Raw genomic sequence first — 15,725 nt, forward strand, 5'->3', positions numbered from 1 at the left:
CCTGGATGAGGTGAGAGATGGCAGAGCCGAAGGACGAGAATTTCCTGGACGACATCGAGACGGCCGAAGCAGAGGCCTATGAGGTCGAAGTGGAAGAGATCGACGATGACGCGGCAGAACTCGACGCGCTGAAAGCCGAGCGGGACGAGCTGAAGGACAAATGGATGCGTGCCCTGGCGGATGCGGAAAACGCCCGCAAACGCGCCGACAAGCAGCGCCGCGAGGCCGAGAACTACGGCGGCGCCAAGCTGTCGCGCGACATCCTGCCGGTCTATGACAACCTGAAACGTGCCGTGGAAGCGGCCGGCGAGAAGACCGAGGAAAACGCCGCCCTGATCGAAGGGCTGGAGCTGACCATGCGCGAGCTTCTGAACACCTTCCGCAAGCACGGCATCGAGCCGATCGCGCCGGAAGTGGGCGACAAGTTCGACCCCAACGAACACGAGGCGATGTTCGAGGCCCCGGTGCCTGGCACCAAGGCGGGCGAGATCATCCAGGTTTCGGCCGAGGGCTTCATGCTGCATGACCGCTTGCTGCGCCCCGCTCAGGTGGGCGTGTCCAGCTTTACCGGCTGATCTAGGGGGATCGGCCTTTGGCCGATTGCCTCCGGCGGGAGTATTTCTGGCCATCGAATAGAGGAAGGGCGCGTCTCCAGGATCGGAGGCGCGCCCTTTTCCCATTCGATGGCTGAAAATACTCCGGGGGGAGCCGAAGGCGGGGGGCAGAGCCCCCTTTTCACCGCACCGACGGGACCAGAGCCCGTAGGGTGCATGAAATGCACCTTCCTTATCCGCGGGATGCATCCTTCAGCCGATAGAGCATCTCCAGGGCCTCGCGCGGGCTCAGGTCGTCGGGGTTCATCTCCTCGACCAGCGCGCCCAGGGCCTGCAATTCCGCCGGAATCTTGGCGCTGGTGGCGGGGGGCGGCGGGGGCGCGGCGGCGAACAGCGGCAGGTCGTCGATCACCGCCTTGGGACTGCCGCCCTTGCGCGCGTTGTCTTCGAGCGAGGCCAGCACCTCGCGGGCGCGGGCCACGACGCTGTCGGGCAGCCCCGCCAGTTTCGCCACCTGCACCCCATAGCTGCGGTCGGCGGCGCCCATGCGCACCTCGTGCAGGAAAATCACCTCGCCGTCGTGTTCGCGCACGGTGACGGTGGCGTTCTCCACGCCGCCGAGGCGTTTCGAAAGCTCGGTCATCTCGTGGTAGTGGGTGGCGAAAAGCGCCCGGGTGCGGTTGACCTCGTGCAGGTGTTCCATGGTCGCCCAGGCGATCGACAGCCCGTCATAGGTGGCCGTGCCGCGCCCGATCTCGTCCAGGATCACCAGCGCGCGGTCATCGGCCTGGTTCAGGATCGCCGCCGTTTCCACCATTTCCACCATGAAGGTGGAGCGGCCCCGGGCCAGGTCATCGCTGGCCCCCACACGGCTGAAGATCTGGCTGACCAGGCCCACATGGGCCGTGGTGGCGGGCACATGGCTGCCCATCTGGGCCAGCAGGGCGATCAGCGCGTTCTGCCGCAGGAAGGTCGACTTACCGGCCATGTTGGGGCCGGTCAGCAGCCAGATCGCCGCGGCCTCGCCCTCGGGCGTCAGGGTGCAGTCATTGGCGATGAAGGGCGCGCCCTCGCGGCGCAGGGCCTGTTCCACCACCGGGTGGCGGCCGCCCTCGATTTCCAGCTTGCGGGACATGTCCACGCGGGGGCGCACCCAGTCCTCGGCGCGGGACAGGTCGGCAAGCGCCGTGGCCAGGTCGAACTCGGCCATCGACTGGCTCAGCTGGGTGATCTCGGGCGCCTTGTCGAGGATCGCCTCACGCAGCAGGGCAAAGAGCCGCGTCTCGATCGCCTGGGCCTGACCGGCGGCGTTCAGGATGCGGGTTTCCAGCGAGGTCAGGTCGGGCGTGGTAAAGCGCACCTGGTTGGCCGTGGTCTGGCGATGCTTGAAGGCGTCCGACAGGGGCGGGTTCAGCATCTTGTCCGCATGGGTGGCCGTCACCTCGACGAAATAGCCCAGCACGTTGTTGTGCTTGATCTTCAACGAGGAAATGCCGGTTTCCTCGGCGTATTGGCTTTGCATCTGGGCGATGATGCCGCGCCCCTCGTCGCGCAACCGGCGGACCTCGTCCAGCTCGGTGTCATAGCCCGGGGCGATGAAGCCGCCGTCGCGGGCCAACAGGGGCGGTTCGGCCACCAGGGCCACGTCCAGCAGGGCCAGCAGTTCCTCCAGTCCGGTCAGGTCGCGCGCGGCCTCGGCCAGAAGCGGCGGCAGGGGGGCGTCGGACAGACGCGCCGACAGCACCTCGGCCTGGCCCAGGGCGGCGCGGATGGCGGCCAGGTCGCGCGGGCCGCCCCGGTCCAGGGCCAGGCGCGACAGGGCGCGGTCCAGGTCGGGCACCTTGCGCAGGGCCTCGCGCAGATCCGCCGACAGGCGCGTGTGATCCACGGCGAAATCCACCGCATCCAGCCGACCCGTGATCACCGACAGAGCGCGCGAGGGCGAGGACAGGCGCCGTTCCAGCAGGCGGGCGCCCACGGCGGTGACCGTGCGGTCGATGGCCGACAGAAGCGAGCCCGCCCGGGCGCCGGTCATGGAATGGGTGATCTCAAGGTTGCGGCGGGTGGCCGCGTCGATCTGCACATTGCCGTCCAGCGCCTCGCGCTGCGGCGAGCGTAGCAGGGGCAATTTGCCCTTCTGGGTGATCTCCAGATAGTCGACCACGGCGCCCATGGCCGAGACCTCGGGGCGGGTGAAGCTGCCGAAGCTTTCCAGCGTGCCCACCTTGAACAGCTCGGTCAGCCGGGTCTGGGCGCCGGCGCTGTCGAAACTGCCGCGCGACAGGGGGGTGAGGGAGATCCCGAATTCTTCCACCAGGGGGCGCAGCTCGGCCTCGTCGGCCTCGCTGACCAACAGCTCGCTCGGCGTCAGCCGGGCCAGTTCCGGGCCCAGTTTCACCGCCGCCAGGGGCATCACGTGAAACGCGCCGGTCGAGATGTCGACCCAGGCCAGCGCGCTTTCGCCGCGCAGGGTGGCGAAGGCGGCCAGGAAGTTGTGGCGCCGCGCCTCCAGCAGGCTATCCTCGGTCAGGGTGCCGGGGGTGACCAGGCGCACCACGTCGCGGCGCACCACCGACTTGCTGCCGCGTTTCTTGGCCTCGGCCGGGTCTTCCATCTGTTCGCAGACGGCGACGCGGAACCCCTTGCGGATCAGCGTCAGCAGGTAGTTTTCCGCCGCATGGACGGGCACGCCGCACATGGGGATGTCCTCGCCCAGATGCTTGCCCCGCTTGGTCAGGGCAATGTCCAGCGCGCTGGCCGCCGCCTCGGCATCGGCAAAGAACATCTCGTAGAAATCGCCCATCCGGTAGAACAGCAGGGCGTGCGGATATTGTTCTTTGATTTCAAGGTATTGCGCCATCATCGGCGTGACGTTGGCAGCTGTGCTCATGGATCCCCCGGGTCTTTCGGGCAATCTATCGGGGCTATGGGCGCGACGAAAGGTGAAACCTGGCCCTGTTGGCAGGTCGCCTGACCTTGTGTAAGAGCGGAGAGCCTTGAAGGGAGTGTACCATGTCCAAGAACCGGATCAGCCGCGAAGACGCGCTGGCATTTCACCTCGAACCCAGCCCCGGCAAGTTCGAGATCAAGGCCACGGTGCCGATGACCACCCAGCGGGATTTGTCGCTGGCCTATTCCCCGGGCGTCGCCGTGCCCTGCGAGGAAATCGCCGAGACGCCGGAAACCGCCTATGACTACACCAACAAGGGCAACCTTGTGGCCGTGGTCTCGAACGGCACCGCCGTTCTGGGCCTGGGCAATCTGGGCGCGCTGGCCTCGAAGCCGGTGATGGAGGGCAAGTCGGTCCTGTTCAAACGCTTTGCCGATGTGAACTCGATCGACATCGAGCTGGACACCGAAGACCCCGAAGAGATCATCAAGGCGGTCAAGCTGATGGCGCCCACCTTCGGCGGCATCAACCTTGAGGACATCAAGGCGCCCGAGTGTTTCATCATCGAGCAGCGCCTGAAGGAAGACTGCGACATTCCCGTCTTCCACGACGACCAGCACGGCACCGCCGTGATCTGTGCCGCCGGTATGATCAACGCGCTGCATATCTCGGGCAAGAAGATCGAGGATGTGAAGATCGTCCTGAACGGGGCAGGGGCCGCCGGCATCGCCTGTCTTGAGCTGCTCAAGGCCATGGGCGCGCGCCATGACAACTGCATCATGTGCGACACCAAGGGCGTGATCTATCAGGGCCGCAAGGAAGGCATGAACCAGTGGAAGTCGGCCCATGCCGCCACCACCGATGCCCGCACCCTGGCCGAGGCCATGGACGGCGCCGATGTCTTCCTTGGCGTCTCGGTGAAGGGCGCCGTGACCCAGGACATGGTCAAGTCGATGGCGCCGAACGCCGTCATCTTCGCCATGGCCAACCCCGACCCCGAGGTGACCCCGGAAGAGGTGCACGAGGTGCGCGAGGACGTGATCGTCGCCACCGGCCGCTCGGACTACCCCAACCAGGTGAACAACGTTCTGGGCTTCCCCTACCTCTTCCGCGGCGCGCTGGACATCCACGCCCGCGCCATCAACGACGAGATGAAGATCGCCTGCGCCCAGGCCCTGGCCAAGCTGGCGCGCGAGGATGTGCCCGACGAGGTCGCCATGGCCTATGGCAAGGCCCTGTCCTTTGGCCGCGACTACATCATCCCGACGCCCTTCGACCCCCGGCTGATCTATGTGATCCCCCCCGCCGTGGCCCAGGCGGGCATGGAAACCGGCGCCGCGCGGCGCCCCATCGTCGACATGGACGGCTATGAGCAGCAGCTGAAGGCGCGTCTGGATCCGACTGCCTCGATCCTGCGGGCGCTGCACACCCGGGCCAAGAACGCCCAGGCCCGGATGATCTTTGCCGAGGGCGACGACCCCCGCGTGCTGCGCGCCGCCGTGGCTTATCAGCGGACCGGCATGGGCGAGGCCATCATCGTGGGCCGCGAGGCCGACGTGAAGGCCAAGCTGGAGGCCGCAGGCCTGGGCGACGCGGTCGAGGAGCTGAAGGTGGTGAACGCCGCCAACACCGAATACCTGAGCGAGTACAAGGACTTCCTTTACAAGCGCCTGCAACGCAAGGGGATGGACCAGCAGGATGTGCACCGCCTGGCGGCGCGCGATCGCCACGTCTTCGCGGCGCTGATGCTGGCCCATGGCCATGGGGATGCGATGATCACCGGCGCCACCCGCAAGTCGGCCCATGTGATGGAGCTGATCAACCACGTCTTCGACGCGGGCCCCAAGGACGGCGCCGTGGGCACCACCGCCGTGCTGCTGAACGGGCGGATCGTGCTGATCGCCGACACCCTGGTGCAGGAATGGCCGGACGAGAACGACCTGGCCGACATCGCCGAGCGCAGCGCCGAGGTGGCCCGCGATCTGGGTCTGGAACCGCGCGTGGCCTTCGTCAGCTTCTCGACCTTCGGCTATCCGGTGTCGGAACGGGCCGAAAAGATGCACCTGGCCCCCAAGGTGCTGGAGGCGCGCGGCGTCGATTTCGAGTTCGAGGGCGAAATGACCGTCGACGTGGCGCTGAACGCCAAGGCGCGGGCGCATTACCCGTTCTCGCGGCTGACCGACAACGCCAATATCCTGGTGGTGCCGGCGCGGCATTCGGCCTCGATCTCGGTCAAGCTGATGCAGGAAATGGCCGGCGCCACGGTGATTGGCCCGATCCTGTCGGGCGTCGACAAGCCGGTGCAGCTTTGCTCGACCGGGTCCACGGTGAACGACATCCTGAACATGGCGGTCATGGCCGCCTGCAAGGTGAAGTGACGTGACCGTCTGGACCCTGGGTTCCGTCAACGCCGATCTGGTGTTCCATGTGCCCTATCTGCCGGGGCCGGGCGAAACCCTGGCCGCGACCGAGCTGACCCGGGGCCTGGGCGGCAAGGGGGCCAATATGTCGGTGGCCGTGGCCCGCGCCGGGTCGCGGGTCGAACATATCGGCGCCGTGGGCGAGGATGGCCTTTGGATGAAGGACCGGCTGGCGGGCTATGGCGTGTCGGTCGCCCATCTGGCCACGCTGGACGGGCCCTCTGGCCAGGCGGTGATCGAGCTGTCGACCAGCGACATCCGCGGCGACAAGGGCGAGAACCGCATCATCATCCTGCCCGGCACCAATGCCCGGATCGACATCATGGGCTTTGACGAGATCCTGTCGGGCGCCGAGGCGGGCGACTGGGCGCTGTTCCAGGCCGAAACCAACGGCCTGCTGGACTTTGCCCAGGCCGCCAAGGCGCGCGGCCTGCCCCTGGCCCATGCCGCAGCCCCTTTCAACGCCGAGGCCGTGGCCCCCCTGCTGGAGCTGCTGGACCTGCTGGTGGTGAACCAGGTCGAGGCCGCGCAGTTGCAGGCCGCCACCGGCTTGGCGCCCGAAGCCCTGCCGGTGCGCGACGTGGTGATCACCCTCGGGTCCAAGGGCGCCCGCTGGATCGACCCCGAGGGCAGCCGCGATTTCGCCGCGCCCCAGGTCACCCCGGTCGACACCACCGGGGCGGGGGATACCTTCACCGGCTATCTGGTGGCGGGTCTGGAACAGGGCCTCGACATGGCCGGGGCCATCGAGCTTGCAACCCGCGCCGCCGCGCTGATGGTCACCCGGCTGGGCACCGCCGACGTGATCCCGGCCCGGGATGAGCTGTAATCCCAGCCCCCCGCGATCACGCCGCTGTCAGTGGTCGTGATCGCGGGGGGCGGGTTTCTCTGAAACTTGCCCCTCTCGCTTGCGTGACTCAAGGCAACCGACCCCGACCGGGGCGGTCCCGAGACAGACAAGGGAGAGACCCCATGAAGACCATTTTCGCAGCCGCCAGCCTGAGCCTGATCGCCTCCGCCGCCCTGGCCGATGACCACATGGCCCCCATGGTCGAGGCCATGGATCAGGACGTGTCCAACGGCGTCGTCAGCGCCACCAAGGTTGTGGCCCCCGAGAACGGCTGGCTGGTGGTGCACCGCACCGACGCCGAGATGAAGCCCGGCCCGGTGGTGGGCTATGCCCCCCTGCGCGGCGGCGAGACCATGGACGTGGCTGCCATCCTGCAAGAAGAGGTGGCATCGGGTGAGATGCTGATGCTGATGGTCCATTCCGAGGCCGGCGGCATGACCACGGGCATGTTCGAATACACCCTGGGCGCCACCGAGGACGGCCCGATCAAGCCGGACGGCAAGCTGGTGATGACCGTCGTCACCGCCGAGTGAGTTGAGGCCAAGGGGAGGGGGGCTGTTTGCCCCCCTCTTGCCGCCCTGTTGGGCGCCAATTCCCGGGGCTCCGCCCCTTCGGACCTGAAATCGTTCCCCGAACGATTTCTTTTCCGGCCCTCAGCCCCCCAAGGATATTTCCGGCCAAGAAATAGGGGGGCGCTGGTTGGCATTCCGGCCCGCGCCTCCTAGCGTCACCGCAAAGACGGAGGTGACGATGAGCGATACGCGTGAACAGACCGCCCATGACGCGGAACAGGACGCCCGCAACGACGACCTGAAATTCTGGCTGAACGGCCGCATCGTCGGCAAGGCCGAGGCGGTGGTGTCGATCTACGACAGCGGCTTCATGCTGGGCGATGGCATCTGGGAGGGGCTGCGCCTCTATGACGGCCACTGGGCCTTTCTGGATGAACACCTCGACCGGCTGTTCGAGGCGGCCCTGGCCATCGACCTGGACATCGGCCTGACCCGAGGCGAGATCGAGGTGGCCCTGGAAGAGCTGCGCGCCGCCAACGGGATGGAGACAGACGCCCATGCCCGGCTGATGGTCACCCGCGGCGTGAAGGACCGGCCCTTCCAGCATCCCTCGCTGTCGCGCTCGGGCCCCACCGTGGCCATCATCATGGAGCATTCCAAACCCGTGCTGGGCCGCCCCATCCGTCTGGCCACCGTGCCGCATCTGCGCGGCCTGCCGATGACCCAGGATCCCAAGCTGAATTCCCATTCCAAGCTGAATTGCATCCTGGCCTGTATCGCCGCCGAGAAGGCCGGCGCCGACGAGGGGCTGATGCTGGATGTGCACGGCTTCGTGAACACCACCAATTCCTGCAACTTCTTCATCGTGCGGAAGGGCGCGGTTTGGACCTCGACCGGGGACTACTGCATGAACGGGATCACCCGGCAGAAGGTGATCGACCTGTGCCGTGTCAATGACATCCCGGTGTTCGAGCGGAATTTCTCTCTGGTCGATACCTACGGCGCCGACGAGGCCTTTCTGACCGGCACCTTCGGCGCCCAGACCCCGGTGGGGTCGATCGACGGGCGGCAGATCGGCACCGGCCAGCTGGGCCCTGTCACCGAACGGCTGCGCGGCCTTTACAAGGATCTGGTGGCGTCGGAGGCGGCAAAATGAAGATCGCCTGCTGGTCCGGCCCGCGCAATATCTCGACCGCGATGATGTATGCCTTCGGCAACCGTGCCGATTGCGCGGCGGTGGATGAACCCTTTTACGCCGCCTATCTGGCGCTGACGGGCCGGGTGCATCCGATGCAGGACCAGATCCTGGCGGCGCAGCCCCAGGATCCGGCCGAGGTCATCGCCGCCCTGACCGCCCCCGATGCCACGCCCCATGTCTATCACAAGCATATGGCGCAGCACATGATCCCCCAGATCCCGCGCGACTGGTTCGGGGAGATGCGCCATGTCTTCCTGATCCGCCATCCGGCGCGGGTGGTGGCCAGTTTCTCGGCCAAATACGACAACCCGGAGCTGTCCGAGATCGGCTTTCTGCAACAGGCCGAGCTGTTCGAGCAGCTGCTGGCCGAGGGGCACGACCCGGTGGTCATCGACAGCCAGGACATCCGCGCCGACCCCGAGGGGATGCTGCGCGCGCTTTGCGACCGGCTGGGGCTGGACTGGGATCCGGCGATGCTGGCCTGGCATGCGGGGCCGAAGCCCTTTGACGGGGTCTGGGCTGCGCATTGGTACAATGCCGTGCATGGCTCGACCGGCTTTGCCGGGGCAGAGGGCGAGATGCCGACGCTGACCGGCGAGATGGCCCGGCTGGCCGAGGGGGCGATGCCCGCCTATCAGGCCCTGGCGGCCTGCCGGTTGCGGCCCTAGAGGGGCCGCCGCGCCACCAGATCCACCAGGGCCGAGGGGCCGGAATGGCCCGCGCCCTCGTCCAGCACCGCCTCGTAGCAGGTCAGATCCAGGATCTCGCAGGTGCTGAAGGCGTCGCGCAGCAGGTCAGCGGTGTAAAGCTGGTCGGCCACGCGCGGTCCGCCGGTGCCATGGGCCAGCTGCTCGACCGTATAGCCATGCAGCAGGATGGTGCCGCCCGGTCTGGTGGCGCGGATCATTCCGTCGAAGACCTGGGTGCGCTCTGCGGGCGTCAGGAACTGAAAGAAGATGCCGACGACAAGGTCATAGCTCTGCGCGTCCCAGTCATAGGTCAGGATGTCGGCCACACGGGTCTGCACAGTCACGCCGCGCGTTCCCGCCAGCCTTTGCGCCTTGGCCACCGCATTGGGGGCGCCGTCGAAGGCGGTGACCGTCAGGCCCTTCTCCGCCAGGTAGACCGAGTTGCGCCCCTCGCCATCGGCGATGGACAGGGCGGTCTGGCCGGGCAGCAGCAGCTCGGCATGGCGGCGCAGCCCCTGCGAGGGTTGGGTGCCATAGACATAGTCGGGGGTGTCGAAACGGTCGTTCCAGAACATGGCGGGCCTCCTGTCGGTTGCCCTGACTGTGTCACGTGAAACGCGGGGGGCAAGGGGGGCGCGGGGGCTGAAACGCAAAACGCGGCGCCCGTGGGCACCGCGTTTCGGATCGTGAAGATCGCTGTGGCCTCAGGCCAGGGCGATGTTCGAGGCGGATTCGCGGCCGTCACGGCCGGCTTCCACGTCGAAGGTCACTTTCTGGTTGTCGGCCAGGCCGGTCAGCCCTGCGCGTTCCACGGCGGAGATGTGCACGAAGACATCCTTGCCGCCGGTTTCCGGTGCGATGAAGCCGAAGCCCTTGGTGGTGTTGAACCATTTCACGACGCCATTGGCCATGTCGTGTACTCCTTCAATAAACCTGCCCGCAGGATGCGGCAGCGTGGCGTGGTCGGTCTGGATCGAGAAAGACTGAGCGCCGGTTTAGAGGAGACAGCTGTCGAAATAGAAAAACGTAAGCGCGCGACCCCTACGCGGCTTGGTCGAGTCGCACAAGGGAAAGTTGAGATATCGGGGAGGGTGTCGATTTTTTGGTGAACGGGGTGTGCCCCACTTTCAGAGCCGACGCCGGGAATTCTGCCCCGCCCGGCGGCACCGCCGGGCAGCGCCGACCCGCCCCATGGGCGGCGCTATCGCGCCCCCCCGGGTCGGTCGCTGCCCTCGGTGCGATGCGGTTATGTTGTGTTTGACCGATTGAAAAGCACTAAGTCTTTGAAAAGACTCCCGCGTTCCATCGGCGAAGCGGATAATTAACGCGTTGAAAATAAATATTGAATCCACAATCTTACGATGGGATACTAAAGAAACAGGGCGGTCACCCCGCCAAGAGTAAACCGCCCTGAACCTTACTTGCCCTTACCGGACTTTGGTTTTTTCACGGTCTCGACAACATGCGTCTTTGGTTTGTTGCGAGCCGTGGAGACCGAAGTGAAGCGGCCAGTGACCGCGCTTCGGCCCACCTTGCGGGTCGTTTTCGCCATCCAATTCACCTCCTTCCTGAGCTACTGCCCAAGCCTGATGAGGCTAGGTCTTGTTGCGGGGGCGATTCCCATCCGCAGATATAGTGTAGCGAATCCGCGTCAGTGGAGTCCATACCGTATGTTCTACGGCTGTTCTTTTCTATCCAAGCACCTTCCCCAGCTTCATCGCCAGGCCCATGTCGCCCGAAACCTTGATCTTGCCGAAGGCGAAGGCGGTCATCGGGTTCAGGTCGCCCGCCATCAGCTTCACCAGGTTGGCGCGGCTGATGTGGATGGTGCAATCGGCCTTTTCGTCGCCCAGCACCACGCCGCCGTCGCGGATGGTGATCGCGCCGTCCTCGCCGCAGTCGAACTTGAACCGATCCTCCACCGGCCGCTTCTCCAGCCCGCGGGCGATCTTGGCGGCGATCTCTTCCATGGTCATTGTCGTCCCTCCCTCATGGTCGCGCGCAGTTGAGGGGGCAGGCCCGGCCCTGCCAAGGGTGACGTTGGGGGCGCTTACGTAAACGTCACGTCAGCCGCGTCTCCCGCCGTCCACAAACGCAAAACGGCGCCCGAAGGCGCCGTTCCGACGAGGTATCCGACAGGCCCCAGGACCCGGCGGACGAGGTTACTTGACGCGCTTGTTGCGTGCCGCCAGCAGCTTCAGCCGCAGGGCGTTCAGCTGGATGAACCCGGCTGCGTCCTTCTGGTCGTAGGCGCCCGCGTCGTCTTCGAAGGTCACATGGGCCTCGGAGTAGAGCGAGTAATCGGACCAGCGCGCCACGGTGCGGGCGGAGCCCTTGTAAAGCATCAGCTTCACGGTGCCGGTGACGAACTCCTGGCTCTTGTCGATCAGCGCCTGAAGCATCTCGCGCTCAGGCGAGAACCAGAAGCCGTTGTAGATCAGTTCCGCGTAGCGCGGCATGATCGAATCCTTCAGGTGACCGGCGCCGCTGTCCAGGGTGATCTGCTCGATGCCGCGGTGCGCCTCCAGCAGGATCTCACCGCCGGGGGTCTCGTAGATGCCGCGCGACTTCATGCCGACAAAGCGGTTCTCGACGAAGTCGAGGCGGCCGATGCCGTGTTTCTTGCCCAGCTCGTTGAGCTTGGTCAGGATCGTGGCCGGGCTCATCTCGACGCCGTCGATGGCAACCGCATCCCCTTTTTCGAAAGTGATTTCAACGTATTGCGGTTCGTTCGGGGCCGACAGGACCGGGTCGTCGGTGCGCTGGTAAACGTAATCGGGCGCCTCGACGGCGGGGTCTTCCAGCACGCGACCTTCCGAGGAGGTGTGCAGCAGGTTGGCGTCGACCGAGAAGGGCGCCTCGCCGCGCTTGTCCTTGGCGATCGGGATCTGGTTCTTCTCGGCGAAGTCCAGCAGCGAGGTGCGCGAGTTCAGCGACCATTCGCGCCAGGGGGCGATGACCTTGATCTCGGGGTTCAGGGCGTAGCAGGCCAGCTCGAAGCGCACCTGGTCGTTGCCCTTGCCGGTGGCGCCATGGGCCACGGCATCGGCGCCGGTCTGGGCGGCGATTTCCACCAGCCGCTTGGAAATCAGCGGGCGGGCAATCGAGGTGCCCAGCAGATACAGGCCCTCGTAGACCGCATTGGCGCGGAACATCGGGAAGACGAAGTCGCGCACGAATTCTTCTCGGACATCCTCGATGAAGATTTCCTTCACGCCCAGCATCTCTGCCTTGGCTCGGGCGGGCTCAAGCTCTTCGCCTTGGCCAAGATCGGCGGTGAAGGTGACGACTTCGCAACCGTATTCGGTTTGAAGCCATTTCAGGATGATCGAGGTGTCGAGGCCGCCGGAATAGGCCAGGACGACTTTCTTGGGCGCGGACATATCTGTTCCCTTTTCGCGGATGCGAGAGCGGCGATAGCGGGTTTTGCGGGGCAGGGCAAGCGACGGGCCTGCAAAGCCCCTTTTCTGTCAGGGCCGGATTGGCCTTCTGCCGCCGAAACGCCCGGGCCCGGGCGCGGCCCCCGGGCCACAGATTGCCGCCAACAGGGATCCGGGGTCGGGTTTTCTTTGCCTTGGCGGCGGGGCGGGGCATTCTGGCGCTATTTCCTGCGGCATCCCCGTGCCGCGACTGCCTATTTCAAGGAGGTATTCAAATGGCCTGGAACCTGTTCCGTAAGGCGCTTCAGATCGTGTTTCGCAATCTCGGCATGGCCTTTCGCATCTTCGTGCCGACCATCCTTTTGTTCGCCGTGATCATGGCGGTGGCCATGGCGGCCAGCCTGGCCAACCCCTATGGCGGCATGTCGGCGGGCTATGGCCTGTTCCTGCTGCTGGCGAGCCTCGCCAATATCGTGCTGATGACCTGGCTGTTCGTGGCCTGGTTCCGCTACATCCTGCTGGCCGAACGGCCCGGGGGGCTGTTGCCGCAATGGCGCGGCCCCGAGATCTGGGCCAGCCTGCTGCGCGGCCTGCTGATCGTGCTGATCATGCTGGGTTGTTTCGTGGCGCTGGGGGTGGTGCTGGGGGTGCCCGTTGCGCTGATGGCCGAAACCCGCAGCGGTGCCGGGGCGGGAATGATCCTGCTGGGGCTTCTGGGCCTGGCGGCGATGCTGGCGCTGTATGTCCTCGGGATGCGCCTGTCGACCAGCCTGCCGGGCATGGCCATCGGCGCGCCGCTGTCCCTGCGCGAGACCCTGGCGCGGACCAAGGGCCAGGGCTGGACCTATCTGGCGGTGCTGCTGCTGGTGATCGTCTTCGTCATCCTGGCCGAGATCCCCTATTTCCTGCTGGTCCTCCTGGCGCAGGCCGGGGGCGGGGCGATGGTCGTGATGATGATCCTGATGGTGGCCTATATGGCGGTCTTCCAGATGGTGGCCACGGTGCTGGGCGCCACGCTGCTTTGCGTCTTCTACGGCCACTACGTCGAGGGGCGCAGCCTGGACTGAGGGGCGCGGTCCCGTGCTGCCCGCTCTTGCCAAATGGCGCGACCTGCGGCACCCCTGAGGCATGGATACATTCGTTCAGGCCGCCCGCGACGCCATGGAGGCGATGCGCGCGGTCTTTCCCGCCACGCCGCTGATGCGCAACGATCACCTTTCGGCCAAGTACGGCGCCGAGATCTGGCTGAAGCGTGAGGATCTGTCGCCGGTGCGCAGCTACAAGCTGCGCGGGGCCTTCAACGCCATGCGCAAGGTGCTGGCGGCGGGCGAGGTCTCGGCCTTCGTCTGCGCCAGCGCGGGCAATCACGCCCAGGGCATGGCCTTCATGTGCCGTCATTTCCAGGTGAACGGCGTGATCTTCATGCCGGTCACCACGCCGCAGCAGAAGATCGACAAGACGCGGATCTTTGGCGGCGATTTCGTCGAGATCAAGCTGGTGGGCGACTATTTCGACGACACCCTGGCCGAGGCGCAGCGTCATTGCGCCCAGGTGGGCGGGCATTTCCTGGCGCCTTTCGACGATCTGGACGTGATCGAGGGCCAGGCCTCTGTCGCCGCCGAGATCGAGGCGCAACTGCCCGATCTGGCGGACATGATCGTCCTGCCCGTGGGCGGTGGTGGCCTGTCGTCTGGGGTGCGCAGCTATTTCGGCGACCGCATCGCCTATCGGTTCGTCGAACCGGCGGGGGGCCCGTCGCTGCGCGCCGCGCTGGCGGCCGGGGCGCCGGTGACGGTGAAGATCGAGGACAACTTCGTCGACGGGGCCGCGGTGGCCAAGATCGGCGCGCGGCCCTTCGCGCGGCTGGCGGATGTGGATCCGGCCGATGTGCTGACCCTGCCCGAGGATCGCATCTGCATCACCATGCTGGACATGCTGAATGTCGAGGGGGTGGTGCTGGAACCCGCGGGCGCCCTGTCGATCAACGCGCTGGAGGATCTGAAGGGTCAGATCGCGGGCAAGCGGGTGATCTGCGTCACCTCGGGGGGCAACTTCGATTTCGAACGCCTGCCGGAGGTGAAGGAGCGGGCGCAGCGCTACGCGGGGGTGAAGAAATACTTCATCCTGCGCCTGCCGCAGCGCCCCGGCGCCTTGCGCGATTTCCTGGAAATGCTGGGGCCCGAGGATGACATCAGCCGGTTCGAATACCTGAAGAAATCGGCGCGCAACTTCGGTTCGGTGCTGATCGGGATCGAGACCAAGCGGGCCGAGAACCTGGACGCGCTTTACGCGCGGATGGATGCGGCGGGCTTTACCTATCGTGACATCACGACCGACCCGGTGCTGTCGGAATTTTTGATCTGATCCGTGCCGCCTTGTGCTGAGGGCAGCGCCCGGCCCGAGGGGGGGACGTGTAGCGCCCGCCCTGGGGGCGGGTCGGGCGCTGCCCGGCGGTGCCCGCCGGGCGGGACATTTGATCTGGGCAATCGCGAGAGGGTCGAGGTTCAGATCCACCGTGTGATCTGCGTGATCTCTGTAAAGACGCCAGGGTGCCGCCCTCAGGCCGCCAACCGCGCGGGCAGTTCGGCCAGGAAGATGGCCTTGCTCTCGGCATAGCTCGTGCGGATCGCCCCCAGATCCACCGTCGCGCCCTCGCCCCGCGCGGCCCGGGCCTCGCCCTCGGCACAGAGCCCCGAGAAATGGCTGAACCCCAGGTTCAGCGCCGAGCCCTTCAGCGCGTGCAGCACCTGTTCCAGATCGGGCCCGGCGGCGAGATGCGCCAGGGTCTCTTCGACCTCGTCCAGAAAGATCTCGACCACCTCGTCGAAATGCTCGGCGCCGACATCGTTGCGCAGTTCGGTGACCTGGGACCAGGTGATCATCTTTGCGGCCCTTTCCCTTGACGCCCCTGCAATACCCCGTGTTCTGCGCGACCCTTCCTGCCGCGGGGGCCCGCTCAGGCTGTGGCCAAAGGTTTAACCGCCGCTGAAAGCCGCCGGGCTTTTAGGGAAAAGTCGAGCTTTAAGCGGCTCTTAAGGGTGGGCGCCTATGGCTGCGGGGCTGGTCCGGTTGCGGGCCGGGCAGGACGGCAAAGGCGGGCAGTCATGGCGGGACCGTGCAACTAGGCAATGACCAAAGGGCGGCGGCGCCAGAGCGGCGCGGCGGGCCACGTCCAGGCGCGGCGGGGGCGGTACTGACCGGGCCATCACCCGGCCCGGCCAGCGCGCGGCGC

Annotated in this window: 15 protein-coding genes; 8 read left to right on the plus strand and 7 right to left on the minus strand. The window is 66.2% G+C overall.

Translation table 11 applies throughout. The features are described 5' to 3' along the window. The first annotated feature begins 17 nt into the window (after nucleotides 1-17). Nucleotides 18-575, plus strand: a complete 558-nt coding sequence (locus tag ACRARE_RS05830) for a nucleotide exchange factor GrpE (RefSeq protein ID WP_432655469.1) — start codon at nucleotides 18-20, stop codon at nucleotides 573-575. 211 nt (nucleotides 576-786) lie between these two features. Here the strand turns inward: ACRARE_RS05830 and mutS are convergent, their stop codons facing one another. Further along, entirely contained in the window at nucleotides 787-3,444 is a 2,658-nt protein-coding gene (mutS, locus tag ACRARE_RS05835) for a DNA mismatch repair protein MutS (RefSeq protein ID WP_432655470.1), read from the minus strand. Between the two features lie 122 nt (nucleotides 3,445-3,566). Between mutS and ACRARE_RS05840 the strand changes: the two genes are divergently transcribed. From ACRARE_RS05840 to ACRARE_RS05860, 5 genes are all read left to right on the plus strand, one after another. Further along, nucleotides 3,567-5,822, plus strand: a complete 2,256-nt coding sequence (locus ACRARE_RS05840) for an NADP-dependent malic enzyme (protein WP_432655471.1) — start codon at nucleotides 3,567-3,569, stop codon at nucleotides 5,820-5,822. A 1-nt stretch (nucleotide 5,823) separates the two neighbouring features. Beyond that, on the plus strand, nucleotides 5,824-6,693 hold the full coding sequence (locus ACRARE_RS05845; RefSeq protein ID WP_432655472.1) for a ribokinase: 870 nt from the start codon (nucleotides 5,824-5,826) through the stop codon (nucleotides 6,691-6,693). Between the two features lie 143 nt (nucleotides 6,694-6,836). After that, nucleotides 6,837-7,247 carry a DUF7282 domain-containing protein gene (locus tag ACRARE_RS05850; protein WP_432655473.1) on the plus strand — a complete coding sequence of 137 codons (411 nt, stop codon included), beginning with the start codon at nucleotides 6,837-6,839 and terminating at the stop codon, nucleotides 7,245-7,247. Between the two features lie 217 nt (nucleotides 7,248-7,464). Beyond that, nucleotides 7,465-8,382 (plus strand): D-amino acid aminotransferase, encoded by a 918-nt coding sequence (locus ACRARE_RS05855; RefSeq protein WP_432655474.1) that lies wholly within the window; start codon nucleotides 7,465-7,467, stop codon nucleotides 8,380-8,382. Beyond that, complete coding sequence (locus ACRARE_RS05860) at nucleotides 8,379-9,092, plus strand: sulfotransferase-like domain-containing protein (RefSeq protein WP_432655475.1); 714 nt, start codon at nucleotides 8,379-8,381, stop codon at nucleotides 9,090-9,092. The genes ACRARE_RS05855 and ACRARE_RS05860 overlap by 4 nt, the downstream gene beginning before the upstream one ends. On the opposite strand, the gene ACRARE_RS05865 is transcribed toward ACRARE_RS05860, so the two are convergent. The 5 genes from ACRARE_RS05865 to ACRARE_RS05885 form a co-directional block, all read right to left on the minus strand. Continuing rightward, a complete protein-coding gene (locus ACRARE_RS05865) occupies nucleotides 9,089-9,688 on the minus strand; it encodes an SAM-dependent methyltransferase (RefSeq protein ID WP_432655476.1) in 600 nt (199 codons plus the stop codon). The genes ACRARE_RS05860 and ACRARE_RS05865 overlap by 4 nt on opposite strands. A 129-nt stretch (nucleotides 9,689-9,817) precedes the next feature. Then, nucleotides 9,818-10,024 (minus strand): cold-shock protein, encoded by a 207-nt coding sequence (locus tag ACRARE_RS05870; protein ID WP_222475805.1) that lies wholly within the window; start codon nucleotides 10,022-10,024, stop codon nucleotides 9,818-9,820. 506 nt (nucleotides 10,025-10,530) lie between these two features. Further along, on the minus strand, nucleotides 10,531-10,665 hold the full coding sequence (locus ACRARE_RS05875) for a hypothetical protein (RefSeq protein WP_432655477.1): 135 nt from the start codon (nucleotides 10,663-10,665) through the stop codon (nucleotides 10,531-10,533). Between the two features lie 139 nt (nucleotides 10,666-10,804). Continuing rightward, on the minus strand, nucleotides 10,805-11,089 hold the full coding sequence (locus ACRARE_RS05880; RefSeq protein ID WP_432655478.1) for an SCP2 sterol-binding domain-containing protein: 285 nt from the start codon (nucleotides 11,087-11,089) through the stop codon (nucleotides 10,805-10,807). 186 nt (nucleotides 11,090-11,275) lie between these two features. Beyond that, nucleotides 11,276-12,496 carry an argininosuccinate synthase gene (locus tag ACRARE_RS05885; RefSeq protein WP_432655479.1) on the minus strand — a complete coding sequence of 407 codons (1,221 nt, stop codon included), beginning with the start codon at nucleotides 12,494-12,496 and terminating at the stop codon, nucleotides 11,276-11,278. Between the two features lie 272 nt (nucleotides 12,497-12,768). Here ACRARE_RS05885 and ACRARE_RS05890 point away from each other — a divergent pair, with 272 nt between their 5' ends. Both ACRARE_RS05890 and ilvA read left to right on the plus strand, forming a co-directional pair. Continuing rightward, nucleotides 12,769-13,560 carry a hypothetical protein gene (locus ACRARE_RS05890; protein WP_432655480.1) on the plus strand — a complete coding sequence of 264 codons (792 nt, stop codon included), beginning with the start codon at nucleotides 12,769-12,771 and terminating at the stop codon, nucleotides 13,558-13,560. 61 nt (nucleotides 13,561-13,621) lie between these two features. Then, nucleotides 13,622-14,857, plus strand: coding sequence for a threonine ammonia-lyase IlvA (gene ilvA, locus ACRARE_RS05895; RefSeq protein WP_432655481.1), 1,236 nt, complete (start codon nucleotides 13,622-13,624; stop codon nucleotides 14,855-14,857). A gap of 194 nt (nucleotides 14,858-15,051) precedes the next feature. Here the strand turns inward: ilvA and ACRARE_RS05900 are convergent, their stop codons facing one another. After that, nucleotides 15,052-15,375 carry an Hpt domain-containing protein gene (locus tag ACRARE_RS05900; protein WP_432655482.1) on the minus strand — a complete coding sequence of 108 codons (324 nt, stop codon included), beginning with the start codon at nucleotides 15,373-15,375 and terminating at the stop codon, nucleotides 15,052-15,054. Nucleotides 15,376-15,725 lie beyond the last annotated feature (350 nt).

This window comes from Pseudooceanicola aquaeponti, assembly GCF_050897975.1.
Classification (GTDB): Bacteria; Pseudomonadota; Alphaproteobacteria; order Rhodobacterales; family Rhodobacteraceae; genus Pseudooceanicola.